Origin of the sequence: Halobacillus sp. Marseille-Q1614 (assembly GCF_902809865.1) — a bacterium.
GTDB lineage: Bacteria > Bacillota > Bacilli > Bacillales > Halobacillaceae > Halobacillus_A.
On record NZ_CADDWH010000001.1, the window covers coordinates 780178 to 806126 of the forward strand.

24 protein-coding genes and 2 tRNA genes are annotated in these 25949 nt (G+C 41.5%); 24 read left to right on the plus strand and 2 right to left on the minus strand.

The annotated features are described in order from the left end of the window. The first annotated feature begins 1 nt into the window (after position 1). The 9 genes from HUS26_RS03820 (at position 2) to uvrC (ending at position 10558) form a co-directional block, all read left to right on the plus strand. A complete protein-coding gene (locus HUS26_RS03820; protein WP_173915893.1) occupies positions 2–2350 on the plus strand; it encodes an endonuclease MutS2 in 2349 nt (782 codons plus the stop codon). A 24-nt stretch (positions 2351–2374) separates the two neighbouring features. Next, entirely contained in the window at positions 2375–2782 is a 408-nt protein-coding gene (locus HUS26_RS03825) for a DUF350 domain-containing protein (RefSeq protein WP_173915894.1), read from the plus strand. A 244-nt stretch (positions 2783–3026) separates the two neighbouring features. Continuing rightward, complete coding sequence (locus HUS26_RS03830; protein WP_173915895.1) at positions 3027–4736, plus strand: AMP-binding protein; 1710 nt, start codon at positions 3027–3029, stop codon at positions 4734–4736. An 88-nt stretch (positions 4737–4824) separates the two neighbouring features. Next, positions 4825–5421 (plus strand): TetR/AcrR family transcriptional regulator, encoded by a 597-nt coding sequence (locus tag HUS26_RS03835; protein WP_173915896.1) that lies wholly within the window; start codon positions 4825–4827, stop codon positions 5419–5421. Between the two features lie 6 nt (positions 5422–5427). Beyond that, positions 5428–6201 carry an enoyl-CoA hydratase gene (locus tag HUS26_RS03840; RefSeq protein ID WP_371809542.1) on the plus strand — a complete coding sequence of 258 codons (774 nt, stop codon included), beginning with the start codon at positions 5428–5430 and terminating at the stop codon, positions 6199–6201. A gap of 18 nt (positions 6202–6219) precedes the next feature. Next, positions 6220–6993 (plus strand): electron transfer flavoprotein subunit beta/FixA family protein, encoded by a 774-nt coding sequence (locus tag HUS26_RS03845; RefSeq protein ID WP_173915898.1) that lies wholly within the window; start codon positions 6220–6222, stop codon positions 6991–6993. A gap of 24 nt (positions 6994–7017) precedes the next feature. Further along, positions 7018–7998 carry an electron transfer flavoprotein subunit alpha/FixB family protein gene (locus tag HUS26_RS03850; protein WP_173915899.1) on the plus strand — a complete coding sequence of 327 codons (981 nt, stop codon included), beginning with the start codon at positions 7018–7020 and terminating at the stop codon, positions 7996–7998. 337 nt (positions 7999–8335) lie between these two features. Beyond that, positions 8336–8650, plus strand: coding sequence for a thioredoxin (trxA, locus tag HUS26_RS03855; protein WP_173915900.1), 315 nt, complete (start codon positions 8336–8338; stop codon positions 8648–8650). 114 nt (positions 8651–8764) lie between these two features. Then, a complete protein-coding gene (gene uvrC / locus HUS26_RS03860; protein WP_173915901.1) occupies positions 8765–10558 on the plus strand; it encodes an excinuclease ABC subunit UvrC in 1794 nt (597 codons plus the stop codon). Positions 10559–10573: 15 nt separating this feature from the next. Here the strand turns inward: uvrC and HUS26_RS03865 are convergent, their stop codons facing one another. Beyond that, positions 10574–11014: a DUF2507 domain-containing protein gene (locus HUS26_RS03865; protein ID WP_173915902.1), complete on the minus strand. Its 441-nt coding sequence runs from the start codon at positions 11012–11014 to the stop codon at positions 10574–10576. Between the two features lie 270 nt (positions 11015–11284). Here HUS26_RS03865 and HUS26_RS03870 point away from each other — a divergent pair, with 270 nt between their 5' ends. The 15 genes from HUS26_RS03870 (at position 11285) to HUS26_RS03940 (ending at position 24714) form a co-directional block, all read left to right on the plus strand. Then, complete coding sequence (locus tag HUS26_RS03870; protein ID WP_173915903.1) at positions 11285–11905, plus strand: succinate dehydrogenase cytochrome b558 subunit; 621 nt, start codon at positions 11285–11287, stop codon at positions 11903–11905. 48 nt (positions 11906–11953) lie between these two features. Then, on the plus strand, positions 11954–13705 hold the full coding sequence (gene sdhA / locus HUS26_RS03875) for a succinate dehydrogenase flavoprotein subunit (RefSeq protein ID WP_173915904.1): 1752 nt from the start codon (positions 11954–11956) through the stop codon (positions 13703–13705). 15 nt (positions 13706–13720) lie between these two features. After that, positions 13721–14485: a succinate dehydrogenase iron-sulfur subunit gene (gene sdhB / locus HUS26_RS03880; protein ID WP_173915905.1), complete on the plus strand. Its 765-nt coding sequence runs from the start codon at positions 13721–13723 to the stop codon at positions 14483–14485. Between the two features lie 120 nt (positions 14486–14605). Then, the gene (locus HUS26_RS03885; protein ID WP_173915906.1) at positions 14606–16930 is read left to right on the plus strand and encodes a sensor histidine kinase; all 2325 of its coding nucleotides are present in this window, start codon (positions 14606–14608) and stop codon (positions 16928–16930) included. Continuing rightward, positions 16927–17574 carry a response regulator transcription factor gene (locus tag HUS26_RS03890; RefSeq protein WP_173915907.1) on the plus strand — a complete coding sequence of 216 codons (648 nt, stop codon included), beginning with the start codon at positions 16927–16929 and terminating at the stop codon, positions 17572–17574. Before HUS26_RS03885 ends, HUS26_RS03890 begins: the two co-directional genes overlap by 4 nt. 93 nt (positions 17575–17667) lie before the next feature. Continuing rightward, the gene (locus HUS26_RS03895; protein WP_082233663.1) at positions 17668–17892 is read left to right on the plus strand and encodes a response regulator transcription factor; all 225 of its coding nucleotides are present in this window, start codon (positions 17668–17670) and stop codon (positions 17890–17892) included. Between the two features lie 165 nt (positions 17893–18057). Further along, positions 18058–18507, plus strand: a complete 450-nt coding sequence (locus tag HUS26_RS03900) for a MarR family winged helix-turn-helix transcriptional regulator (RefSeq protein WP_254434133.1) — start codon at positions 18058–18060, stop codon at positions 18505–18507. A 20-nt stretch (positions 18508–18527) separates the two neighbouring features. Next, positions 18528–19349, plus strand: coding sequence for a glutamate racemase (racE, locus tag HUS26_RS03905; RefSeq protein WP_173915909.1), 822 nt, complete (start codon positions 18528–18530; stop codon positions 19347–19349). Positions 19350–19445: 96 nt separating this feature from the next. Then, on the plus strand, positions 19446–20519 hold the full coding sequence (locus HUS26_RS03910; protein WP_173915910.1) for a GerMN domain-containing protein: 1074 nt from the start codon (positions 19446–19448) through the stop codon (positions 20517–20519). A 120-nt stretch (positions 20520–20639) separates the two neighbouring features. Next, a complete protein-coding gene (gene rph / locus HUS26_RS03915; RefSeq protein WP_173915911.1) occupies positions 20640–21395 on the plus strand; it encodes a ribonuclease PH in 756 nt (251 codons plus the stop codon). A gap of 2 nt (positions 21396–21397) precedes the next feature. Next, positions 21398–21991 (plus strand): XTP/dITP diphosphatase, encoded by a 594-nt coding sequence (locus HUS26_RS03920; protein WP_173915912.1) that lies wholly within the window; start codon positions 21398–21400, stop codon positions 21989–21991. Between the two features lie 15 nt (positions 21992–22006). Continuing rightward, a complete protein-coding gene (locus HUS26_RS03925) occupies positions 22007–22534 on the plus strand; it encodes a metallophosphoesterase family protein (protein ID WP_173915913.1) in 528 nt (175 codons plus the stop codon). Positions 22535–22629: 95 nt separating this feature from the next. Further along, positions 22630–22703: transfer RNA gene (locus HUS26_RS03930), tRNA-Gly, on the plus strand. Positions 22704–22871: 168 nt separating this feature from the next. After that, positions 22872–22945, plus strand: a tRNA-Arg gene (locus tag HUS26_RS03935). A gap of 221 nt (positions 22946–23166) precedes the next feature. Next, on the plus strand, positions 23167–24714 hold the full coding sequence (locus tag HUS26_RS03940) for an ATP-dependent endonuclease (protein WP_173915914.1): 1548 nt from the start codon (positions 23167–23169) through the stop codon (positions 24712–24714). Positions 24715–24747: 33 nt separating this feature from the next. Here the strand turns inward: HUS26_RS03940 and HUS26_RS03945 are convergent, their stop codons facing one another. After that, entirely contained in the window at positions 24748–25935 is a 1188-nt protein-coding gene (locus HUS26_RS03945; RefSeq protein ID WP_173915915.1) for a site-specific integrase, read from the minus strand. Between the last annotated feature and the right edge of the window lie 14 nt (positions 25936–25949).

Sequence of the window (25949 nt, forward strand, 5' to 3'; positions counted from 1 at the left end):
CATGAATCAACGAATCCTGCAGGTTTTAGAATATAAAAAAATTATAGATCAGCTGACTGAACAAGCTGCATCGTCACTCGGCAAGCAGGAAGCCGCTTCCTTAAAACCTTCGACTGATTTTGAGAAAGTCGTTAGGATGCAGAACGAAACGGACGAAGCAGCTCAAGTGCTTCGTTTAAAAGGCAATATTCCGTTAGGCGGGATTTTTGATATTAAACCAAGCTTAAAACGGTCAGCGATAGGCGGTGTCCTAAGTGCTTTGGAGTGTCTGGATATCGCCAGCACGATCTACGGCGGCCGTCAGCTTCGACGCTTTATTGAAGATTTGGATGAGCCTGAAATGCCGATATTAAGAGAGTTAATCGGAGAACTTCTTCCGCTCTCAGAGCTCGAGAGGCAAATAAAAAACTGTATTGATGACAACGGGACAGTGATGGACGGAGCTTCAGAAAAACTGAGGACTATCCGGTCAAGAATCCGCACGTATGAAAGCAGAGTCCGCGATAAGCTGGACAGTTTAATGAAGTCCAAAGCGAGTATGCTCTCTGATGCAATTGTGACTATCCGAAACGATCGTTATGTGCTGCCTGTGAAGCAGGAGAGCAGAGGATCAATTGGAGGCATCGTCCACGACCAATCTTCTTCAGGAGCTACTTTGTTCATAGAACCACAGGCTGTAGTTGAAGTGAATAATCAGCTGCAGCAAGCTCGTGTTGATGAAAAGCGGGAAATCGAACGAATTCTTTCCGAGCTTTCTCAGGCGATCGCTGAAGAAGAAGGAGCACTGCGCCACAACGTCGACATATTAGCGGCTGTTGATTTTATGTTCGCCCGGGCAAAGCTCGGCCAAAAGATGAAAGCGGCTATGCCTTCGATGAACAAAGAAGGCCGTATTAAAATGAAACAGGCGCGGCACCCGCTCATTGATCCAAAGGAAGTTGTGCCAAATGATATTGAAATTGGGACGGACTTTACGTCAATTGTTATTACCGGGCCCAATACCGGTGGTAAAACGGTCACACTGAAATTAGTCGGATTATTTACGTTAATGGCTCAGTCAGGTCTTCAAGTGCCTGCGTTAGACGGCTGTGAATTAGCCGTATTTGAACAAGTTTTTGCCGATATTGGTGATGAGCAGTCGATTGAGCAGAGCCTATCAACTTTTTCATCACATATGACCAATATCGTGGAAATTCTTAAGCACGTAAATGACCGTACTCTAGTGCTTTTCGATGAACTTGGGGCAGGAACCGACCCGCAGGAAGGTGCAGCATTAGCGATGTCTATTCTTGATGAAGTTGTTGGCAGGAAAGCCCGCGTGATTGCCACTACTCACTACCCTGAATTAAAAGCATACGGCTACAATCGTGAAGGGGTTACGAACGCTTCGGTCGAATTTGATATTCAAACATTAAAGCCGACTTACCGTTTATTAATCGGGGTTCCGGGCCGGAGTAATGCATTTGAAATATCTAGAAGGCTGGGCCTTTCCGAAGATATTATTCATACTGCCCAGCAGCAAGTGGGAGTTGACTCACAAAGTGTTGAAAATATGATTGCTTCTCTTGAGGAATCAACGAGAGGAGCAGAGCGTGATTATGAAGAAGCGCAGAGGAAGCTCGAAGAAGCCCAGGAGCTTTACGATGATTTGCGCGCACAGTGGCAGCAATTAGAAGAAAAGAAAGAAAAGCTTTATCAAAAAGCAGAGGCAAAAGCTGAAAAAGCCATCGAGAATGCCAGACGTGAGGCGGAAGAGATCGTCAGCCAGATCCGCAGCATGAAGAATCAGGCGGGAATGAAAGAGCACGAATGGATTGAAGCTCGGAAATCCCTTGAAGAAGCCCAGCCTCATCTTGCTAAAAGAGACGGGAAACCTCAAACTCTCAATACAGCTAAGGAAGATAAGGAACTCAAGCCAGGCGATGAAGTCAAACATGTGACTTTAAATCAGCAGGGCGTCATCTTAGAGAAGACAGGCAGGGACGAATACCAGGTTCAGTTCGGTGTATTAAAAGTGAAAGCTAAAAGAACCGACTTGGAATTTGTGAAGGCCAAACAGCCGTACAAAGAAAAACCTATGGCGACAGTTAAAGGCAAAGCACACTATGTAAAAACAGAGCTGGACTTAAGGGGCGAAAGGTATGAAGACGCTCTAAATTTACTGGAGAAATATGTGGACGATGCGTTATTAGCCAATTATCCGCGAGTCTCTATTATTCACGGTAAAGGAACCGGAGCTTTGCGTAATGCTGTTCAAAACTATGCCAAGAACCACCGCTCCATTTCCTCATACCGGGCTGGGGGCATGAATGAAGGCGGAAGCGGAGTGACAGTGTTAGAGTTAAAATAATCTATACACGAGGAGTGCGGGAGTATGACTGGTTTTTGGGAAAACGTTTATATAGAAACGGCTGCCAGTTACAGTGTGGCTGTTCTATGTGTAGTCATATTTATGACGGTCTTTGAAATGGTCACAAGATACAACAACTGGAGCGAGATCAAAGCAGGGAATTTGGCGGTAGCGATGGCGACAGGCGGAAAAATTTTCGGAATCGCTAATATTTTTCGGTATTCCATCGCTCATAATGATTCTCTTTTGCAAATGATGGGGTGGGGGCTTTACGGGTTTGTTCTTCTTCTGCTTGGATATTTTATTTTCGAATTCTTAACCCCTTCCTTTAAAATTGATGAAGAAATTGCAAATGATAATCGGGCGGTAGGTTTTATTTCATTAATTATTTCCATAGGTCTGTCCTTTGTTATCGGGGCCAATATTAAGTAAGGAGGCTTAAGGTGGAAACACTAGCGAAAGTATTAATGGTGGTGGCAGCTGTATTTATTATTGTCGGTGTTATATATATGTTTATTGTTTAAACTTCCTGTTTCTAACAGGGAGTTTTTTTATATGCGACTACACGAGGGGATAGAACTAAATACTTAGTAAATTAAGATTATTTAAAAAATATTTCAAATTATTTGGATATATCGGTATAATGAAAGTATTAAAAGGTGGGAGGGAATCGATTATGGTTAATGAATCACGTCCTTGGCATAAGCATTATCCCCCGGAAATACCTGTCAGCCTGACATATGATGAAAAGCCTCTACACGATTATTTAGAAGAAAGTGCTCTAAATTACCCAGAAAAGAAAGCGCTTTATTTTATGGGTAAGGAATTGACGTATGAAGAAGTATATAGAGATGCTAAGAAGTTTGCCGGCTATCTGCAGAAGCTCGGTTTAGAAAAAGGTGACCGGGTTTCCATCATGCTGCCGAACTGCCCTCAATCTGTAATTGCTTACTATGGAGTATTATTGGCCGGAGGAGTTGTTGTTCAGACCAATCCTCTTTATATGGAAAGAGAATTGGAATACCAGTTAAAAGACTCTGGAGCCAAAATGATCCTCTGTCTGGATATTCTTTATCCAAAAGTCGCACATATAAAAGCAGCTACACAGCTGGAACATATCCTTGTGACAGGGATTAAGGATTATCTTCCATTTCCTAAAAATAAAATTTATCCTTTTATTCAAAGAAAACAATATCAGATGCTCGTTAAACCTGAGCGATCTACGGATACTCACTTATGGCATCATCTTATTAAGGAAAGCAGCGGTCAATTTTCCCCGGTGGAAGTTGATCCTAAGGAAGACTTAGCACTGCTGCAGTATACAGGAGGTACAACCGGCTTTCCTAAAGGTGTAATGCTCACCCATTTTAATCTTGTGGCTAATACCCAGATGTCGGTGAAATGGCTCTATAAATGTGAAAGAGGAAAAGAAACGGTTTTAGCAATCTTACCTTTCTTTCACGTTTACGGAATGACAGCCGTTATGAACCTATCTGTTATGATGTCGAATCGAATGGTGCTCATGCCGAGGTTTGAACCTCTCGACGTTTTAAAAGTAATCGAAAAGCAAAGGCCGACCCTTTTCCCGGGAGCCCCTACGATTTATATTGCTCTTCTCAATCATCCAGACCTCAAGAAATACGACCTTTCATCGATCGAAGCATGCCTCAGTGGTTCGGCTCCTCTGCCAGTAGAAGTACAGGAACAATTTGAAAAAATAACTGGAGGTAAGCTTGTAGAAGGTTATGGTCTGACTGAGACGTCGCCGGTTACACACTCCAACTTCATCTGGACAAATCGGGTGAGCGGAAGTATCGGAGTCCCTTGGCCGGATACAGATGCGAAAGTCATTAAAATGGGATCAGATGAAGAGGCAGAGTTTGGAGAAATAGGCGAAATCGTCGTGAAAGGACCTCAAGTAATGAAGGGGTACTGGAACAGAAAAGAAGATACGGAAGAAGTACTGAGTGAAGATGGCTGGTTCCGTACAGGTGATATGGGCTATATGAATGAAGATGGGTATTTTTACGTGGTTGATCGAAAGAAAGATATGATTATTGCCGGTGGATATAATATTTATCCACGGGAAGTAGAAGAAGTTCTTTATGAGCACGAGGCCGTTCAGGAAGCTGTTATTATAGGAGTACCTGATCCTTATCGCGGAGAAACTGTTAAAGCCTTTATTGTCAAAAAACAAAACAAGGAAGTGACAGAAGAAGAGCTTAACGAATTCTGCAGAAAAAATATGGCGGCCTATAAAATTCCGCGGATCTATGAATTCAGAGAAGAACTGCCAAAAACAGCAGTCGGAAAAATTCTAAGACGCACTCTGGTGGAAGAAGAAAGAAAAAAGATAGAAGACTCTAAACCTTTGCAAAATTCCTAGGAAAAGCTGTTGACAGTGTGATTTTTGGACTGTAATATAATACGTGAATGACCATTCATTCATTTTTTAGCAAAGGCAGGGATTGCACATGAACAAAAACAAACCAAAATACAAACAAATCATTGAAGCAGCAGTTGTAGTTATTGCTGAAAATGGATATCACTCCTCGCAAGTATCAAAAATTGCCAAAAAAGCGGGAGTGGCGGATGGTACCATTTACCTTTATTTTAAAAACAAAGAAGATATTTTAGTGTCATTATTTCAAGATAAGATGGGCCAGTTCATAGAGAAAATTGAACACGAAACCACTTCCCGGCAGTCAGCCGAAGAAAAGCTGCTTACTCTGATTGAGACACATTTTCAACAGCTGGCTGCCGATCATCACTTAGCAATTGTAACACAGCTTGAACTTCGCCAGTCTAACAAGGAACTGAGAAGCAAGATCAACAATGTGTTAAAGCGTTATCTTGCGGTGATCGATAAAATCGTGGAAGAAGGCATTCGTGAAAAGCTGTTTCGGGATAACCTAAACCGCCGTCTCGTCCGTCAGTTGATTTTTGGAATGATGGATGAAGCAGTGACCAATTGGGTGATGAAGGATCAGCGTTATAACTTAGAAGAACAGGCTAAAGACGTCCATAGTTTAATCGTTTATGGGCTGGCCCAACCTCAGACTAAGGAGTGAATGTTATTGTCTACTATGAAAGTACGGCTGAGCGGGACACTGGCTGAGATAACAATAGACAGCCCGCCGGCCAATGCATTATCAAGTCATATTTTAAAAGATTTATCACATGAGCTCGATCAGATTGAAAACAATAAAGAAATTAAAGGTATCCTCTTAAAAGGAGAGGGAAGGTTCTTCTCTGCAGGTGCTGATATTAAAGAATTTACTTCTTTTCAGGATTCCTCTGGTTCCGGCCACCTGGCCAAGGATGGACAAGAGCTGTTTAATCGAATTGAGAACTTTCATATTCCGGTGATCGCTGTCATCCATGGTGCGGCATTAGGAGGAGGACTCGAGCTTGCGATGTCCTGTCATATCCGATATGTCTCTGAAAATGCAAAACTTGGGCTCCCTGAATTGAACTTAGGAATCATACCAGGATTTGCAGGCACTCAAAGGCTTCCTCGCTATGTGGGTACAGCAAAGGCCTATGAAATGATCCTAACCGGCACGCCAATTACTGGTAAAGACGCCGTTCAGTGCGGGCTGGCTAATGCTAGTTTTCCGGAAGACACCCTTTTTGAAGAAGCGAAAAAGCGAATGAGCCAAATGGTTTCAAAGAGCGGACCGTCGATCCATCAAATTATGAAGCTTATCCCTTATGCGCATACTACACAGCTTAAAGAGGGGATGGAGCAGGAAGCCAAAGCATTTGGCGAAATTTTTGCTAATGAAGATGCTCTCGAAGGCGTGCAGGCTTTTATAGAAAAAAGAAAACCAGTGTTTAAAGATCAATAGGACAGGAGGAATTTTTTCATGAATATTTATGTGCTAATGAAACGTACTTTTGACACAGAGGAAAAAATATCTATTGGCGGAGGACGTATAGAAGAAGATGGGGCAGAATTCATTATTAACCCTTACGATGAGTATGCGGTCGAAGAAGCCATTAACTTACGCGATGCCCATGGAGGAGAAGTAACAGTTGTTACAGTAGGTGGAGAAGACGCAGAGAAGCAGCTGCGTACGGCTCTTGCGATGGGTGCGGATAAAGCCGTACTGATCAATACAGAAGATGATCTTGAAGAAGGCGATCAATTTACTACTGTAAAAATATTAGAAGCTTATTTCGAAGATAAAGAAGTTGATATTATTTTAGGCGGAAATGTTGCTATAGATGAAGCCAGCGGTCAAGTTGGACCTCGTTTAGCGGAACGATTAGATATACCCTGTGTAACTACTATTACTAATATTGAAATCGACGGCTCTGACGTCCATATCGAACGTGATGTGGAAGGAGATATTGAGAAAGTCGATACAACTCTGCCGCTTCTCGTTACGTGTCAACAGGGACTTAATGAACCAAGATACCCTTCACTGCCGGGGATTATGAAAGCGAAGAAAAAGCCGCTGGAAGAGCTGGAAATTGATGATTTGGATTTAGATGAAGATGATGTAGAACCAAAAACGAAAACGATCGATATTTTCCTTCCTCCGGAGAAGCAGGCTGGAAAGGTTCTCGAAGGAGACACAGAAGATCAGGTAAAAGAGTTAGTATCTTTATTAAAAACAGAAGCGAAAGTCCTTTAATACAGAGAAGGGAGAGATAGAGGTATGGGTAAAAAAGTATTAGTAATCGGGGAAGCTCGTGAGGGATCTCTAAGAAACGTAACGTTTGAAGCAATTGCTGCTGGAAAGATTATCAGTGATGGCGGCGAAGTCGTAGGTGTATTATGCGGCTCTGATAACCTAAAGGAAATGGGTCAGGAAATGATTTATTACGGCGCTGACCGCGTAATTACGTTAGCAAACGATGAATTGAAAACGTATACATCTGATGGATATGGCCAGGCGATTCAGTCGGTTCTTGATGAAGAGTCTCCAGAAGGAATTATCATGGGACACACGTCCATAGGTAAAGATTTAACACCTAAGCTTGCCAGCCGCTTGGAGTCCGGATTGGTTTCGGATGCAACAGAAGTAACAGCTGAGGGTGATAAGGTTGTCTTTACTCGGCCGATTTATTCAGGAAAAGCGTTTGAGAAGAAAGAAATTACCGATGGCATTGTATTTGCGACAATCCGTCCAAATAATATACCAGCTGGTGCCCGGGACGAATCAAGGTCCGGAGAAATTGTTGAGAAGGATGTAGAGGTTCAGAATATCCGCACAGTGATTAAAGATATCCTTCGTAAATCATCTGACGGTGTAGATCTATCTGAAGCCAAAGTAATTGTAGCCGGAGGGCGTGGAGTGAAAAGTTCAGAAGGGTTTGGCCCTCTAGAGGAACTGGCTGAAGTTCTTGGGGGGACAGTAGGAGCCTCTCGTGGAGCTTGTGATGCGGGATACTGTGATTACTCTCTTCAAATTGGCCAGACAGGTAAAGTTGTAACTCCTGACTTGTATATCGCCTGCGGTATCTCAGGAGCCATTCAGCACTTAGCGGGGATGTCGAACTCAAAAGTTATTGTTGCTATAAACAAAGATCCGGAAGCTAACATTTTTAATGTAGCCGATTATGGAATTGTCGGTGACCTGTTTGATGTCGTGCCGAAACTTACAGAAGAAATTAAGCAGCTTAAAGTTAACGCATAATTGAAAAGGGCCAAAGCTTAATTGCTTTGGCCTTTCAATTTTAAGTTTGTTGGCTATGTGAAGTGGATCACTTCACGCTAAAGCTTGTCTTATGCTTGTCGCAGCTTACCGAGGCACCTCCACTTTTAAAAGGTCCAGTTGCGAGGGGCAGGCCTTCGTGTCATAAGCAATCCCATTACGTGGCAAAGGACCGCCACTGCATGGTTTTGCATATGCATGTCAGGCCTAACTTAGCCCCTCTTACTTTTCTTAGCATAAACAAATTGTTAGTCACTCAAAATATAAAGTGATATACTCATTACAGATCAAAAGATTATGATCGAGGAGGAATTTATTTATGGCACTTGTTAAAGCAACTGATCAGAACTTTACAGAAGAAACTAGCGAGGGATTAGTACTTGCTGATTTCTGGGCACCTTGGTGTGGCCCTTGTAAAATGATCGCTCCCGTACTTGAAGAACTAGATGAAGAGATGAGCGATCAAGTGAAAATTGTGAAGCTTGATGTAGATGAAAACCAGGAAACTGCCAGTAAGTTTGGCGTTATGAGTATTCCTACATTGCTTCTATTCAAAGATGGAAAAGTAGTTGATCAGGTCATTGGTTTCCAGCCTAAGGAAGCACTTGCTGAATTGATTACAAAGCATTCTTAATCAACAATTTAAGAGAAAGCCACGTTGCTTCAGCGACGTGGCTTTTTTGCTGTATATCATTTCCTAAATGTGGTACATTTTTAGAAGAACCACAATAGGGTGGAGTGAGCAACAATGAATAACAATTTAAAAGAAAAGCTAGCCGTGCTGCCGGGTCAGCCGGGCTGCTATTTAATGAAAGATAAACAGGGTACGATTATATACGTTGGAAAAGCCAAGGTATTAAAAAATCGGGTCCGCTCTTATTTTACGGGAGCCCATGATGGAAAGACCCAAAGATTAGTCCGGGAAATCGTGGACTTCGAATATATCGTGACGACTTCAGAGATTGAAGCGTTGATTCTTGAAATGAACTTAATTAAAAAGCATGACCCTAAATATAACGTCATGCTTAAAGATGATAAGACATATCCGTATTTGAAAGTTACAGCCGAAAGGCATCCGAAGCTGATTGTAACGAGAAAGGTTAAAAAGGATAAGGGGAAATACTTTGGTCCTTACCCTAACGTTATAGCGGCAAGGGAAACGAAGAAACTGCTCGACCGTCTGTATCCTTTAAGAAAGTGCAATACGATGCCTGATCGTGTTTGTCTATATTACCATATGCATCAATGCTTGGGCCCTTGTGAATTTCCTGTTTCTAAAGAAACCAATCAGGAAATCGTCCAGAGCATTACATCTTTTTTAGCAGGCGGGCACAAGGAAATCAAAGATGACCTGAAAAATAAAATGCATGAAGCTTCTGAAAAGCTTGATTTTGAAAGAGCGAAAGAATATCGCGATCAGATTGAACATATAGAGTCTGTTATGGAGCAGCAGAAGATGACGATGAATGACCGCGTTGACCGTGACATCTTCGGCTATTCATACAATAAAGGCTGGATGTGTGTACAGGTGTTTTTCATCCGCCAGGGCAAACTGATTGAAAGAGATGTCGCTCTATTTCCGTTCTTTGATGACCCGGAAGATTCTTTCCTAAGCTATATTGGACGATTCTACCTGCATCAGAATCACCTTTATCCAAAAGAGGTGCTCGTACCTATCGCAACGAAAACAGAACTGTTAGAGGGGATTATTGATACAAAAGTATTGATTCCCATGCGCGGGCGTAAGAAGGAACTCGTGGAATTAGCGATGAAGAATGCAGAAATTGCACTTGAAGAAAAGTTCGCTTTAATTGAAAGAGATGAAGAGCGTACGATTAAAGCAGTAGAAACACTGGGTGAGGCATTAAATATCGAAACGCCTTACCGGATCGAAGCATTTGATAACTCGAATATACAAGGGACAGACCCGGTTTCGGCTATGGTCGCGTTTATAGATGGAAAACCTAACAAGAAGGAATACCGCAAGTATAAAGTAAAAAACGTAGAAGGTCCTGATGACTACGACACTATGCGTGAAGTAATTAGGAGAAGGTATGCACGGGTGCTTAAAGAAGATCTGCCTTTACCTGATTTAATCGTCGTGGACGGCGGTAAGGGACAAATGTCGGCGGCGATTGACGTGCTGGAAAATGAACTGGGACTTGATGTTCCGTTATGCGGATTAGCAAAGGATGATAAACATAAGACGAGTGAGCTCTTATACGGCGAGCCGCCAAGTATAGTGCCGCTTGATCGAAACTCGCAGGAATTTTATCTAGTCCAGCGAATTCAGGATGAAGTGCACCGTTTTGCTATCTCGTTCCACAGGCAATTGCGCGGCAAAGGAGCTCTTCAATCAGAGCTCGACAAAATCCCGGGGGTTGGACAGAAGCGCAGACGATTACTACTAAGACACTTTAAGTCTGTAAAAGCCATAAAAGAAGCTGTACCGGATGACCTTACGAAGTTAGGGCTGCCTCAGCCTGTCGCCCAAAATATAATTGAAACCTTAAACCAAGAAGAAGAGCCAGCTGAGGAGTGAACAGCTGGCTCTTTATTATTCCTTCGTCGCCATTATTTCAATAATACGCTTTTGTATAACTTCTTCCATGCATTCATATGTATCATCGGTTATGCTGCAAAGGACTTCTGATAAAAAACCGCATTCCAATCTGAAGTCTACAGGGAATAATTTTTGGGTCAGCCGTTTCTCAACGATATGGCCATGCAGGTGGAAAGTCAACGTACGTTTTTTCTCTTTCACAAGCTGCAATTCGCCCCATCCCATATACTGAAAGAACTCAAAGAGCTCTTCAAAACTTTCTATTTTCGTTTCGCGGGCTATATTCTTCCCCATAAAATAAAGCAAGTATGGAGCTTCTTTTCCTAAAAAGTCGGGGAGAGTATAGTATCTCAGCAGATCGTAGCCTGCTCCGGTAGCAACCAGCGATGAAATATTCTCTGTCTTTAGCTTAGCTGATTCTTTCACAACGCTCATTCCTTTCTGCCCCTCTATTATCCCCCGAATTAGGAAAACTCGCAACATGTTTCCGTGCAATAAACCAAATGTACGTTTTTCCATAATTTATATCCTTGATTTCTTGACGCTCTTACGTGATAGAAGTACAATAAACGTGTTACAAATTGTACATTTATCAGTTTTTATATGAGAATTTGTGGATTTTCATATATTTTTAAGCTGTTTGTAAAGCGCTTTATTATCTGAAATGTGCAAAAATCTATCGCTATCATCTTGAGGGGGGTAAACATGGCAGGAACACGAGGATACGTAAACAGAAGATTACATTCATTATTAGGAGTAGTTCCAATTGGAATATTCCTTATCCAGCACTTAACCGTGAATTACTTTGCTACACGCGGGCCTGAGGCGTTTAACAATGCGGCGCATTTTATGGAAAGCTTACCATACCGCTACGTCCTGGAAACTTTTATTATATTTTTACCGCTGCTTTTCCACGGTATTTATGGGGTATATATCGCGTTTACGGCAAAGAGTAACCTATCTAATTTTGGTTATTTCCGAAACTGGATGTTCATCTTACAGCGCGTCACGGGTATCATTACACTTATTTTTATAGCGTGGCATGTGTGGGAAACTCGTATAGCCATTGGATTTGGCTGGGCTGAATTGAATTATCAGCTGATGGAAGGCATTCTTACAGATCCATTCTTTTTCTGGTTCTACATAGTAGGGGTTATTTCCACGACATTCCACTTCTCTAATGGCCTATGGTCATTCTTTGTCAGCTGGGGACTTACAGTTTCACCACGCTCTCAAAGAATCATGACTTATGTAAGCATGATTGTTTTCATTGCCATTTCCTATGTCGGTGTACGTACGCTAATTCAATTCGCTTATGGAATTTAAATAATCATTCATGATCTGTTATAGAAAGCAAGGGAGTGAGGTTCAATCATGAGTAATCGAAATATAGTTATTGTTGGCGGAGGTCTTGCGGGACTGATGGCGACAATTAAGGCTGCAGAGCAGGGTGTACATGTGGACCTTCTATCTGTAGTACCCGTTAAACGTTCTCACTCTGTATGTGCCCAAGGTGGAATTAATGGGGCCGTAAACACGAAAGGTGAAGGAGATTCACCGTGGGAACACTTTGACGATACAGTTTATGGAGGAGACTTCTTAGCAAACCAGCCGCCAGTAAAAGCAATGTGTGAAGCTGCACCAGGAATTATTCACTTGCTTGACCGTATGGGAGTTATGTTCAACCGTACTCCTGAAGGGCTGCTTGACTTCCGTCGCTTTGGCGGGACACAGCACCATAGAACGGCATTTGCCGGGGCTACAACAGGCCAGCAATTATTATACGCTCTTGATGAACAAGTCCGCCGTCACGAGGTGAACGGACTTGTGACAAAATATGAGAATTGGGAATTTATATCTGCTATAATTGATGAAAAGGGAGTAGGCCGCGGTGTTGTCGGTCAAAACCTGAGAAATCATGAAATTAAAGCGTTTCCTGCCGATGCTGTGATTATGGCTACAGGCGGCCCTGGAATCATTTTCGGTAAATCTACGAACTCTGTGATCAATACTGGTTCTGCTGCTGGTTCTCTTTATCAGCAAGGAGCTAAGTATGCGAATGGAGAATTCATTCAGATCCACCCAACGGCCATTCCTGGTGATGACAAACTGCGCTTAATGAGTGAGTCAGCTCGCGGAGAAGGCGGCCGTGTTTGGACATATAAAGATGGGGAGCCTTGGTACTTCCTCGAGGAAAAATACCCGGCTTACGGGAACCTCGTACCGCGTGATATTGCCACTCGTGAAATTTTCGACGTGTGTGTTAACCAGAAGCTTGGGATTAACGGAGAAAACATGGTTTATCTCGACCTTTCCCATAAAGATCCTAAGGAACTGGATGTTAAGCTTGGCGGTATTATCGAAATTTATGAAAAATTCGTTGGCGAAGATCCACGTAAAGTCCCTATGAAGATCTTCCCGGCTGTCCACTATTCTATGGGCGGTCTATGGGTCGACTTTGACCAGATGACAAATATTCCAGGAATCTTTGCAGCGGGTGAATGTGACTACAGCCAGCACGGAGGAAACCGTTTAGGTGCTAACTCCTTATTGTCATCCATCTATGGCGGTATGGTTGCCGGACCGAAAGCCGTTGAATATACGGACGGGCTGGAAACGATCTCTGAGGAAATGACCTCTACGCTGTTCGATCAGAAAGTAAAAGAAGAGCAGGAAAAGTTCGAGCAGATCATGAGCATGGATGGAGATGAAAATGCTTACCAGATTCATAAGGAACTTGGTGAGTGGATGACAGATAACGTAACAGTAGTTCGTGAAAACGAAAAACTCCTTAAAACGGATGAAAAGATTGTTGAGTTAATGGAGAGATATTCACGTATTAACATTAACGATACGTCGAGATGGAGTAACCAGGGAGCTATGTTTACACGTCAGCTTTGGAATATGCTTCAGTTGGCCCGTGTTATTACACAGGGTGCCTATAACCGTAATGAAAGCCGTGGAGCTCACTTTAAACCTGAATTCCCGGATCGTAACGACGAAGATTGGCTGAAAACAACCATTGCTGATTATGACAAGGCAAACAACCAGCCTGTGTTCAGTTACGAGCCTGTAGATACATCGTTGATTACACCGAGGAAACGAGATTACTCTAAAAGCAAATAAAGGAGGTTCACCATTATGAGCGAAAATAAAACGATTACGTTTATTATTACGCGTCAGGATGATCCCGAATCTGCTCCATATGAAGAAACCTTCGAAATTCCATATCGTAAAAATATGAACGTTATTTCCGCTTTAATGGAAATACGACGCAACCCGGTAAATGCGGAAGGCAAAGCGACCTCTCCTGTTGATTGGGAAATGGGTTGCCTGGAAGAAGTTTGTGGAGCTTGTTCGATGGTTATTAACGGAAAACCAAGACAGTCATGTACAGCTCTTGTCGATAAGCTTGAGCAGCCGATCCGGTTAGCTCCGATGTCCACATTCCCAGTAATGCGTGACTTGGCAGTGGACCGAAATAGAATGTTTGATTCCTTGAAGAAAGTAAAAGCCTGGATTCCAATTGATGGTACTTACGATCTTGGACCAGGGCCGAGAATGCCTGAAAGTAAACGCCAGTGGGCTTATGAACTTTCTAAATGTATGACGTGCGGGGTTTGCCTTGAAGCCTGCCCGAACGTTAACAGCAAATCAGATTTTATTGGTCCGGCGGCTCTTTCCCAAGTACGTCTATTCAACTCCCACCCAACGGGGGCTATGAATAAGAGCGAACGTCTTCAGACGATTATGGATGAAGAAGGAATTATGGGGTGTGGAAATGCACAAAACTGTGTGCAGGCCTGCCCTAAAGGAATCCCATTAACGACTTCTCTTGCCGCACTGTATCGTGATACGGCCATTGAATCGTTTAAGAGCTTCTTCGGAAGTGACCAGCGCGTATAAATACCATAAATTATGAAAAACCACTGTCAAAAATGGCAGTGGTTTTTTTGTCGATGGTTGTCCTATTTATTTCACGTAGTATAATAAAAATTATTGATTTTTATTGAAGGTGGAAGGCATATGAAGTCATTTAACAAGAAAGAGCTGGCTTTATTACTTTTTATTATAGCGTCGGCTAGTTATATAACTATTATTTCTATTAATCAGCCTTTTCTAGGGATAGAAGTAGAAAGCACAAACGAAGGATGGGAAATCTCCCATATTAAAGGGGAGAGCTGGGCAGACCGTCAGGGAGTACCTTTGGGAGCTGAAGTATCTGCGATCAATGACGAACTCCCTGAGGAACATTATACGGTTTTCATGTTTGGAGAAATCGAGAATGCGAACTCTTTTGAAATAATAAATGAGGGAGAAACGATTGTCTATGAGGGAATCGAACAATCTTCCATTATTCATTGGGCTTTATTTATCATCCTTCCTCTTATTTTCTTAGTAATTGTACTCTGGATATCACAAGTCGTTAAGAAAAAGGTAGAGAAACGCTTCTCGGCACACCTGCTCGTCCTGTTTTTCTTATTAATAGGCTTAGGTTATCTCAGTGCCAGCGGAGCTGTCAGAGATGATCTATACAGCGTGTTTTTAAATACATTATTATTCTTATTATCTCCGGTTGTCTTAATCCATTTCTTATACAATTACTTTGCGGAGTTTAACGTCTATTGGTTTTCGAAAAAATGGTTTCAGAGTTTATATATCATTGTACTGATTACCGGCCTTCTGGAAAGTGTATTCCTGATGCTCGTTTACTATCCGCCTTACTTTTACCAGATTCCGCGGATTTTATTATTGCTGCAATACATTCTGTTATTTTTTATTATCTATAGAGGTCTTTACCTTTATAAGGATCAGGCTCACGGAGTACTGTTTAAATACATGGCCTTTGCCATGTCGGCAGCTTTTCTTCCTTATATTGTATTATATTTAATTCCGGGACTTACGTTAGGGTTCAAGCTGATTCCCCTTGAAGTCGCGGCTGTATTCCTGCTGGCGCTGCCAGCGACCTTTATGTACTTAGTGACAAGGGAACGCTTGATTGACATTGATTTTTATATGGGACGGCTGAGGTATTATGCTATCTTATCCACGATCCCGAGCTTTGGGATTCTTATAGTGATTGCATTGACGATGGGCGACCGCCTGAGAGCTGTTCACTATGTAGAAATTTATTTTGTAGTCCTGTTTATGCTGATCCTTTTTTTATCGGTAAAAGAAATCCTGGACTTCCGGCTGCAGCAGTATTTATTCGCAGCACGCTATAGTTATCAGGAAAGTATGCACCGTCTGGCTAAAGATATGAAAGACCAGACAAATGCGGTAGATCTTATGAAAGTATTGCGCGGGGAGATCAGCAGTGTTCTTAATGTGCGCCATATTTACATTTATTCAAAGCATATTGATAAGCCGATGTATTGTGTCTATGACCCTATTCCGGAAAATCTGCTCGGCCATTTTACAGAGAATTTTGATGTAAACAAGTATGATATTGGATCCATCGTTGAGACTCAGAAAGGCTTTGGTGTTATCGTTGGTTTTTCTTTAGAAAAAGTAACGATGCTGTGGTGCGAAGGAAAGAAAAATTTTACCGCGTTAAACCGTGATGAAAAAACATATTTGCAGACCATTTCCCACAACGCCAATATCGCTATTGAAAATATGAATCTCATTGAAGATCTTTTAAAAGAGCTGAGGACACTGAGAAGTGATCAGACGCAGCAATATCCAGCGTGGCTCTCAAGGCTCTTATTCTCCATTGCGGAGAATCAACGGAAGCAGTTATCGATCGATTTACATGATACCGTGCTTCAGGAACAGTTATATTTATACAGGAAAATGGACGACCTGATCTGTAAACGGGAAGATCTTCCGAAGACACTGCAGGCAGAGTTAAATATTTTCAAGGAATCGATTTTAGACAGTATTCACTTAATTAGAGAAACGTGTAATGAATTAAGGCCCGCATTTATTGAAGAATTAGGGCTGGTCCACGCCATGGAAAATCTAATCGAACAGTATCAGCTGCGTTCCAATTTTACCGTTTATTTTTCTCACCAGAACTTTGACCAGGAACTCGATCAGGAGAGGGTCTTAGCTATTTTTAGAATCACTCAGGAACTTTTATCAAATGCGATGAAGCACTCAGAAGCGAAAATCGTAAAGCTGAGTTTATCTAATACGGATAAAGAAGTTACCCTTATGTATTCGGATAATGGTCAGGGAATGGATTATTCCTTCCAGCGGGACTTGTTTTCCCATATTGGTTTATCAGGGATTGAACAGCGTGTCCACGGGTTAGACGGTCAGCTGAACGTAGAAACAGCCCCGAATGCAGGTTTTAAGGCTGTCATTAAATTTCCAAGTACAGCCTACAAGGAGGTTAGAGTATGACGCGTGTATTAATTGTTGATGATCACCCGGCAGTAGGAGCAGGAACAAAAGCGATGCTTGAGCAGGAAGAAGATATGCTGGTGGATGTCATAGATAAGGCTAAAGATACAGAAGATAAGATTAAGAAGCAGGACTATGATGTATTATTGCTTGATTTATATATGCCGGGAATGAGCGGTGTAGAGCTAGCCAAGGATTTACGGAAGAACCACCCCGATCTCGTCATATTAATTTATACAGGCTTTGACTTAAGCACCCACTTTAACATGCTCGTTGAAGCGAACATTAACGGTTTCGTAAGCAAGACGGCGACAAGCGAACAGCTCGTTAACGTTATTCGCTGTGCCCTTAGAGATGAAGTGGTCCTTCCGCTTCACTTATTTAAGCAGCTGCGAAGGTCGGAAGCGAGTGTAGGCGAAACCTCTAAAATGGAAGGCAATAGCATTTCTTTAAATGAGAAAGAACAGTCGATCTTAAAAGAGGTGGCGTCAGGGCTGACGAATCGTGAAATCGCACAGACCCTTCACATGTCGCAGCGAAGCGTTGAATATACGCTGACTGGAATCTTTAATAAACTGTCGGTGAAATCACGTACAGAAGCTTTATTTAAGGCTCAGGAATTTGGATTAATATCTAAAACGTAATCGGCCGGCACAGGGCCATACCTCCTTTCATACGATATCAAGACTAAATAATTCCTTCCGATAGAGCTCTAGATAACAAGGAGGGGTACGCTTGTGAAGGAGGAGGGCTATAGGCCGACACAAATTCTTACAAAACGCGAGCGGGAAGTTTTTGAGCTGTTAGTTCAGGATAAGACGACCAGGGAGATCGCTAAAGAATTGTTCATTTCCGAGAAAACCGTGCGAAACCACATTTCTAATGCAATGCAGAAACTTGGTGTAAAAGGACGGTCTCAAGCTGTAGTAGAACTGCTGCGTATGGGTGAGTTAAAGCTTTAGCGCAAACGTTAAAAGGGCAATGGCGTCACTGAAGGACCTTTCAGGATTTGGATGGTAAATGGCATTCCGGTCCTGAGAGGATTTTCATTTTATAACTTTAACTTGAATTTTGTAATAAAAAGCGTGAGAATAAAGAATAAACTATTTGTTAGGAGTGCTCTAATAGTGACTCACTCACAGCCGGCAGCCATCGTTGCCGATGTAGAAAAAGAATTAAGGTACATATCTGGGATTATTAAGCAAAAAGGAAGAGAAATTCTGGATAATTATCCGATAACTGCCCCGCAGTTTGTCGCTTTACAATGGTTGATGGATAAGGGCGATTTAACGATTGGAGAGTTGTCGAATCATATACACTTAGCATGCAGTACGACGACGGATTTAGTTGATCGTATGGAGAAGAATAAACTGGTTGAACGAGTCAGGGATCCTAAGGACCGCCGTGTAGTCCGGATTCATGTTCAGGAAAAAGGAAAGCAGATCATTCACGAAGTTATCGAAAAAAGACAAAAGTATTTAGAGAATGTATTAAGTGACTTCTCGGAAAATGAAGTAGTAACATTGAATAAATTACTGGGCTTACTTCATCAGCAAATGCTTGATACATCTAAGTAGATACAGAAAGAGGGATTAGCTTGCAACAGCCTATAGGTGTAATTGATTCAGGAGTCGGGGGACTTACGGTAGCCCGCGAGCTGATGCGCCAGCTGCCGAAGGAAAAGTATATTTATCTAGGAGATACAAGAAGGTGTCCATATGGGCCAAGACCTAAAGCGGAAGTAAAGCGTTACACGTGGGAAATGGTTCATTATCTTCTTGAAAAAGACATTAAAATGCTGATCGTCGCTTGTAATACCGCGACTGCGTACACACTAACCGAGCTTCAATCTGAGCTTGATATTCCAGTGATCGGAGTCATTGAGCCGGGAGCACGTGCAGCGATCAGCAGCAGTCAGAATAAAAACATCGGAGTCATTGGCACCGAAGGAACGATTCAAAGCAAGGCATACCCGAAGGCTCTTAGAGGAATCGATAATACGATTCTGGTTGAAGGCCTGGCGTGTCCTCCGTTTGTGCCTATGATTGAAAATGGAGTCCTGCAAGGCGAAGAAGCGGAAGCAATTGTGAAACATACCCTTGCTCCGTTGAAAAATCATCAGGCCATGGACACTCTTATTCTCGGATGCACGCATTATCCGATTATTAAAGATCTCGTACAAGCTGAAATGGGCTCTCATATTCAAGTAATAAGCTCTGGAGAAGAAACAGCACGTGAGGCTAGCTTAATCCTTGCTTATAATAAAGCATTAGCTAAACGGTTTGATATTCCTGTTCATGAATTCTATACCACAGGAGATTTGGAAAAGTTCCGAAGTGTGGCTGACCAATGGCTGGATGAACCCGTCCAAATATTAGAATTAGTAAATCTTGATCCTATGCAGAGTTCCGTAAAATAATACGGAGCTTTTTTTCTTTCTTGCGGATATTTCTAGTCTAATCCCCCTAAAAGCTCGTATATATGGTAGTACAAACTATCATTGGGAGGGAAAGGAATGAAAACAAGCGGCATTAAGCCCTTATCTATTGTTGCTCTTCTAAGTTTAGGATTGCTGGCCGGCTGTTTCTTTGAAGGTGAGCAGTCAATGGAGGAAATGGACGGTCCTCCTGAGGAAGAAGTAAACGAAGAGACAACATCCGAAGTTACTGAGAGTGAGACAGATACAGAAGAAGGTGCAGAGGAAGAAGAAACAGCAGGTACAGTGGAGAGAGAATTATACTTACTTGATTCTAACGGAATGGTCGTCCCGCAGACCATCGAGATTCCAGCTTCTAAAGAAGTAGCGGCTCAGGCCTTAGAATACTTAGTAAAAGATGGACCAGTGACTGAACTTTTACCTTCGGGATTTGCTGCAGTCCTGCCGGCGGGCACCCAGATTCAAGGAGTGAATCTAAAAGAAGACGGCACGATGATCGTCGATGTTTCCAAGGAATTTGAAACCTATAAGCCGGAAGAAGAACAGAAAATTTTGCAAGCCATGACTTATACACTTACTCAGTTTGACGGAGTAGAAAGAATTAAATTGTGGATCAACGGCCATGAACTAAAAACAATGCCTGTCAACGGAACCCCGATCTCTGACGGGGTCTCCCGTTCAGACGGGATTAACATTCAGGAGAGCGCAGTCAGCGACCCTGTAGAGAGTGATCCAGTTACCGTCTATTATCCTTCACAGCAAAACGGACAAGAGGTGTATCATGTGCCTGTCACGACCCGGGTAACGAACGAAGAGGACCTGTACACGGCAGTTGTGCAAACACTTCTTGAAGGACCGGCCCTGGGTACATCCCTGCTGCAGCCATTTAATGCAGGAGCAGAAGTAACGAACGCAGAATTTAATGAAGGCGTTTTGAGTGTCACCTTTAACGAAGCCCTGCTGACGGGAGAAGAAACGAAATCATTATCAAATGAAGCTCTTACAAGCCTTGTCATGAGCCTGACAAACCTTCCTGAGGTAGAATCTGTCCAAGTGAAAGTGGAAGGTGTAGAAGAAGTCTTAAATGAAGCAGGAGAAGCCATTACCGAACCAGTGACTAAAACAGACGTACAAAAAGCGCAAAGCTTATAATATGGATGCAGGAGAGCCACTATATAGGTTAGTGGCTCTTATTTGTTTCTGTAAACATCACAGGGATTATGTTACGATAAGCGAGGAAAAAGGTTGTTGTTAAAGGGAGGAAGTAAGTAGATGAGAAATGATCAGCGAGAAGTAAATGAATTACGAAATATAAAAATTGAGACCGATTATATTAAACACCCGGAAGGATCTGTGTTAATCAGTTTTGGAGATACAAAAGTAATCTGTAATGCCAGTGTGGAAGATCGTGTGCCTCCATTTCTAAGGGGACAGGGCAAAGGATGGATTACAGCTGAATATGCGATGCTTCCAAGGGCCACTGAACAAAGAAACATACGCGAATCCTCCAAAGGAAAAGTGTCAGGCCGTACAATGGAAATACAGCGTCTTATCGGAAGAGCTTTAAGAGCTGTTGTAGACTTAGGCAAACTGGGAGAAAGAACTCTATGGGTCGACTGTGACGTTATCCAGGCGGATGGCGGAACGAGAACTGCTTCCATTACCGGTGCCTTTGTGGCCGTTGTCCTTGCATTTGGCAAATTAGTTGAGAAAGGCACGATTAAAGAGCTGCCTGTTACCGACTTTTTAGCTGCCATTTCTGTCGGCGTTTTAAATGATGGCCAAGAGATTCTTGACCTTTGCTATACAGAAGACAGCCAGGCCCAGGTGGATATGAATGTCGTTATGACAGGTGAGGGTGAGTTTGTAGAATTACAGGGAACTGGAGAAGAAGCGACTTTCTCCGTTAATCAGCTTCAGACAATGCTTGGTCTGGCACAGGAAGGGATCAATGAGCTAATTTCTATCCAGAAAGAAGCGATCGGTTCCTGGGCGGAAGTTATCGAAACCAAACAAGCAGGTGAGTAATGATGAAAAAAGTAATTATTGCTACAAAAAATGAAGGAAAAGCCAGAGAGTTTAAAGAAATGTTTTTAAAATACGAGCTGGAAGGTTATTCTCTTTTAGATCTAAATGAACCTGTAGAGGACATTGAAGAAACAGGCATGACTTTTGAAGAAAATGCTCTAATCAAAGCTGAAGCTATCGCGCGTCAGTTTAGTCTGCCGGTTGTTGCAGATGACTCCGGTCTTGAAGTAGATGCCTTAAATGGGGCCCCGGGGATTTATTCTGCCCGTTATGCGGGTATAGAGAAAGACGACCAGAAAAACATCGATAAACTATTGAGTGAGCTAAAAGGTGTGGAGAAAGAGAAACGCACAGCAAGGTTCGTCTGTGCAATTGCCATCGCCCGGCCTGATTCTGATTCCCTTGTGGAAAGAGGAACGTGCGAAGGCTCCATTGCCGAAAAGCAAGAAGGAAGCCAGGGCTTCGGCTATGACCCCGTATTTATCCCTAAAGGGGAAAGCCGGACGATGGCCGAGCATACTTCGGAAGAGAAAAATGCAATCAGTCATCGCAAAAATGCAATTTTAAAAATCGAAAAATGGTTAAGTGACTTGTGAAAATGAGGTGATCAATTGGCTAAGGTACTCATTATCAGTGATACCCATGGTCTAACGGACAAAGTGACGGAAATTAAAGAACGGCATCAGGAGGAAGTAGACGCAATGATTCACTGCGGCGATTCCGAATTGGATTTCGATTCAAAAGAGCTTGAAGGCTTTTACTATGCCAAAGGAAATTGTGATTTCCAGCCGGAAATGGAAGAAGAGCAAATCTTTACGGTTGATGGACTGACTTTTCTTGTCGTCCATGGACACATGCATCAAATTAAATCGACATTGATGCCACTGTCATACCGGGCAGATGAAGTCGGGGCTCAAGTCGCCTGCTTTGGCCATTCCCACATGGCAGGAGCAGAAAATATTGACGGTAAGCTGTTTATTAATCCGGGAAGCGCAAGGCAGCCAAGAGATCGAAAAGAACCAACCTATGCTATATTAGAATGGGAAAATCCTAATGAGGTAAGGGTTCAATACTATCATGTAGACGGTGAAGCCCTGTCTGGACTGCAGATGGAAACAACACTTGCGGCAAAGAATTAAATTTCTTTGCTGCAGGCTGTTGACAAATGGTCCATATATTTATATACTTATTCTTGTCCGAAAAAACAGGAACTACGTAATCTGCTTAAGTAAATGCGGGTGTAGTTTAGTGGTAAAACCTCAGCCTTCCAAGCTGATGATGAGGGTTCGATTCCCTTCACCCGCTCCAATGAATTACATAACTTGCTTAAATTTCATACTATGTCCCAGTAGCTCAGCTGGATAGAGCATGAACGAATGAGCTTCAAAGAAAAAGCTTCAACGTACCGATTTGAAAAATCGGGACGACAGGTGTTCTATTAAAAGTTGATCTACAAACTGAATAATTTTTTACAATGTCCCAGTAGCTCAGCTGGATAGAGCAACAGCCTTCTAAGCTGTGGGTCGGGAGTTCGAATCTCTCCTGGGACGCTAACTGTAAAAACGCTGAATCTCTTGTCTATCAAGGGATTCAGCGTTTTTCTTGTATTGAACAGTTTAGGGCTGGTGAACTCCCAAAAGTGCTTTTGGGGCAGAACTGGGGCAGAATTTTTCAATTTTAATTTTTATATATAATTCTATTGATTATGAGAGTTTCAATGGTATATTTTAGTAATAGATAATTCACAGTAACTAGAGAGAGGGGCGATTAGATGTACATAGATTCTATAAAAATCTATAATTATAAATCAATAGCAGAAATGGAGTTTATACATCTAAAAGACAGTCTGAACGTATTTGTTGGAAAAAATAATTCTGGTAAAAGTAATATTTTAAAGTCTTTAAATGCCTTTTTTAATTCGGATTCCATACAAAAAAATGAAGTGTCAAAATTATTATCGGTACAGCTGGAGGGCAATAGAATAGTTCCTACTATTGAAGTAAGGTTCAATAAGGAGGAATCTAATGTTTATACTTGTTATTTCGGTAATAAGGAAAAAACACATCTAAATAAACGCATGTTGGATGACTCGAGAAAAGTAATTAATAGTGAAAATGAAACATTTCCAAAATTTATTTATCTTTCTAGAGATAATGAGATTAGAGATATGCAACAAAATATTGCTAAGATATTACCTGAAGATGATGATGAATACTCAAAAATTATGTCTAATGCTAATCAATTTATGTCTGAAATATTTGATTCTACTTACAAGTTGTACGCAGACAAGAGGTATACCGAGGAGCCAGACCTAAGGTTAATAGATGAGTTTGGCGACGACGATCACCTCCAGAATAAAAGCTCAGGTACTCAAATGGCTGCACTGATGTCGATGACGCTAAGTTTAGGTTTGAATACTAATAGTAAAAATGGTTTTATAATAGCTATTGACGAACCTGAAGCGAGTCTTCATGTTGGCTTACAAAAAAAGTTATTTAAGTTTTTAAAAGAATTGTCTATTAAACATCAGGTAATTATATCAACCCATTCCCTCATTTTTTTGGATAAGTCAAAAGACGAAAATATATTTTTAGTTGAGCGAGATAGCAGAGGGAGAACAAGAATAGATTTAAAGAAACACAAAAAAGAAAATTGGAAGATGTTAAGAGAACTAATGGGGGCTAGTATTTCTGACGGAATGTTACTAGGTGATTTTAATTTAGTAGTGGAAGGAAGAACAGAGCAACTTGTTTTTCCTCGTATGATTGAGATTTTAAAGACAGAAAAAGAAATTAAGTTAGATGAGGATAGAATAAATATAATATCAGCAGAAGGAGCAAAAAAGATGGAGCCTTTTTTATCGATTTTAAAGGATAAAGTTGAATTGCCATTTTGTCTCTTTCTGGATAACGATAAAGATGGATTAGATGTCGCTACTAAAATTTCTAAAAAGAAAAAATATGATAACGATAAAGTAGTTATTCCTAAAAAACCAATTTACAACAGTTCAGAATTTGAAGACTTATTCGAAGATGAGATATTGTATAGTTGTATTAATTCTTATTTAGCTGAAAGAGTAGCAAATTTCACAAAAATTAGTGATGAAGAATTAAATAGTATAAGAAATCAAGAAAGATTCAACGTTTTTACCAATAATTTAGAAAATCACTTAAATAAAGTATATCCAGATCAAGAAGTGGAAATTGGTAAACTTTCCCTCGCATATCTAATAAAAGAAAATCTAGAAAACAGTAATCAATTTAATGACTTGAAATCTGCTTTCAAAGAAATGGATCTTTTTTTCTTAAGGAGATCGTAAAGTGTGATGTTTAAACTAAAAGAAACTACTAAATCAGTAGCTTCTTTTAGCTTTCTCTATCGTATTATTTTGAAAGAATTCACTAAAGTGCTCAGCTGCTACTTGATCAATTTCTTCAATATGATGTCCATAAATGTCCATAGTTGTCCCAATCTTCCTATGACGTACCCGTTGACTGATCGATTTAGTAGGGACATTCTTTTGAATTAAATAAGTAACAGAGTAGTGTCTCAAATCATGGAATCGAACGTTTCCAATCTCATACCTCTTTCTAAAACGCCCCCACCACTGACTAATGCTATCCGGACGCATAGGCTTACCTAGTTCATCAGAGAAGAGGAATAGGTGCTCTGGGTCATACCATCGATCCCTGAGCTTAATAAAGTGCCTCTTCTTCTCTTTAACTATCTTATCAATCATGGTCATTAATTCTACTGGAATAGCAGCTGTACCATCCATGCCATTTTTTATTGATTTCACTTTTAATTCTCCACCCTTAATTTGAGTCAGAGATTGTTCAAAACGAATAGCGTTATTCTCTGGCAAGATGTGACGATCCTCTAAGGCGACTAATTCACCCTCTCGACAACCTGTGACGAACGCAATCCAAAATATGACCTGCTTCTCAAATGGTTCATTACCAATACATTCAATAATGTAATCAATCGTCCCTTTAGAAAAGGATATAGCATTCTTGTTTGAGTTCGTAGGGAGCTTAATATTTTTTGCAGGGTTGTTTTTAATTAATCCAAAATCAGCAGCGACCGATAAAAGGCTGTTAAGAGCCTTGTAACAGTTTCGAATAGTAGAAGAGGACAATGGATCATCTTTACCATCAAAACGAATGTCACCCTTCTTTAATTGATCGATAAAATCCACAACATGCATAGGTTTGATATCCATAAGTTTTAGATGACCTAACTGGGGAAGAATTCTTTTCTGAATAATATTAATATATTCGTACTTTGTGCGCGGTGCAAAATGATCTTCTGCATACTTAGTAAGCCATTCCTGATAGAAGTCATCTAACTTAGTATAAGTGGGCTTAGTATAATCGCCAGAAAGCACTTCTGACTCAAATTTAGCCAGTTCTTGCCTTGCTCGTGTCTTATTCCTTACTTTAACGTTTCTGCGCTCTCTAATAGCTTTTCCTTTTGCATCATATCCAGTTACAACGGAAAGACGAAATGAGCCCTTACCACGTTTCTCAATGCTTCCCATAGCTTCAACCTCCT

Bases quoted from the DNA above. Each gene is read 5' to 3' on its own strand.
- HUS26_RS03885 (WP_173915906.1), top strand. From the start codon at position 14,606: ATGAAGTCATTTAACAAGAAAGAGCTGGCTTTATTACTTTTTATTATA.
- HUS26_RS03845 (WP_173915898.1), top strand. From the start codon at position 6,220: ATGAATATTTATGTGCTAATGAAACGTACTTTTGACACAGAGGAAAAA.
- HUS26_RS03945 (WP_173915915.1), bottom strand. From the start codon at position 25,935: ATGGGAAGCATTGAGAAACGTGGTAAGGGCTCATTTCGTCTTTCCGTT.
- sdhA (WP_173915904.1), top strand. From the start codon at position 11,954: ATGAGTAATCGAAATATAGTTATTGTTGGCGGAGGTCTTGCGGGACTG.
- HUS26_RS03910 (WP_173915910.1), top strand. From the start codon at position 19,446: ATGAAAACAAGCGGCATTAAGCCCTTATCTATTGTTGCTCTTCTAAGT.
- HUS26_RS03825 (WP_173915894.1), top strand. From the start codon at position 2,375: ATGACTGGTTTTTGGGAAAACGTTTATATAGAAACGGCTGCCAGTTAC.
- uvrC (WP_173915901.1), top strand. From the start codon at position 8,765: ATGAATAACAATTTAAAAGAAAAGCTAGCCGTGCTGCCGGGTCAGCCG.
- HUS26_RS03835 (WP_173915896.1), top strand. From the start codon at position 4,825: ATGAACAAAAACAAACCAAAATACAAACAAATCATTGAAGCAGCAGTT.
- sdhB (WP_173915905.1), top strand. From the start codon at position 13,721: ATGAGCGAAAATAAAACGATTACGTTTATTATTACGCGTCAGGATGAT.
- HUS26_RS03920 (WP_173915912.1), top strand. From the start codon at position 21,398: ATGAAAAAAGTAATTATTGCTACAAAAAATGAAGGAAAAGCCAGAGAG.
- HUS26_RS03850 (WP_173915899.1), top strand. From the start codon at position 7,018: ATGGGTAAAAAAGTATTAGTAATCGGGGAAGCTCGTGAGGGATCTCTA.
- HUS26_RS03830 (WP_173915895.1), top strand. From the start codon at position 3,027: ATGGTTAATGAATCACGTCCTTGGCATAAGCATTATCCCCCGGAAATA.
- HUS26_RS03865 (WP_173915902.1), bottom strand. From the start codon at position 11,014: ATGAGCGTTGTGAAAGAATCAGCTAAGCTAAAGACAGAGAATATTTCA.
- HUS26_RS03940 (WP_173915914.1), top strand. From the start codon at position 23,167: ATGTACATAGATTCTATAAAAATCTATAATTATAAATCAATAGCAGAA.
- HUS26_RS03870 (WP_173915903.1), top strand. From the start codon at position 11,285: ATGGCAGGAACACGAGGATACGTAAACAGAAGATTACATTCATTATTA.
- rph (WP_173915911.1), top strand. From the start codon at position 20,640: ATGAGAAATGATCAGCGAGAAGTAAATGAATTACGAAATATAAAAATT.
- HUS26_RS03890 (WP_173915907.1), top strand. From the start codon at position 16,927: ATGACGCGTGTATTAATTGTTGATGATCACCCGGCAGTAGGAGCAGGA.
- HUS26_RS03820 (WP_173915893.1), top strand. From the start codon at position 2: ATGAATCAACGAATCCTGCAGGTTTTAGAATATAAAAAAATTATAGAT.
- trxA (WP_173915900.1), top strand. From the start codon at position 8,336: ATGGCACTTGTTAAAGCAACTGATCAGAACTTTACAGAAGAAACTAGC.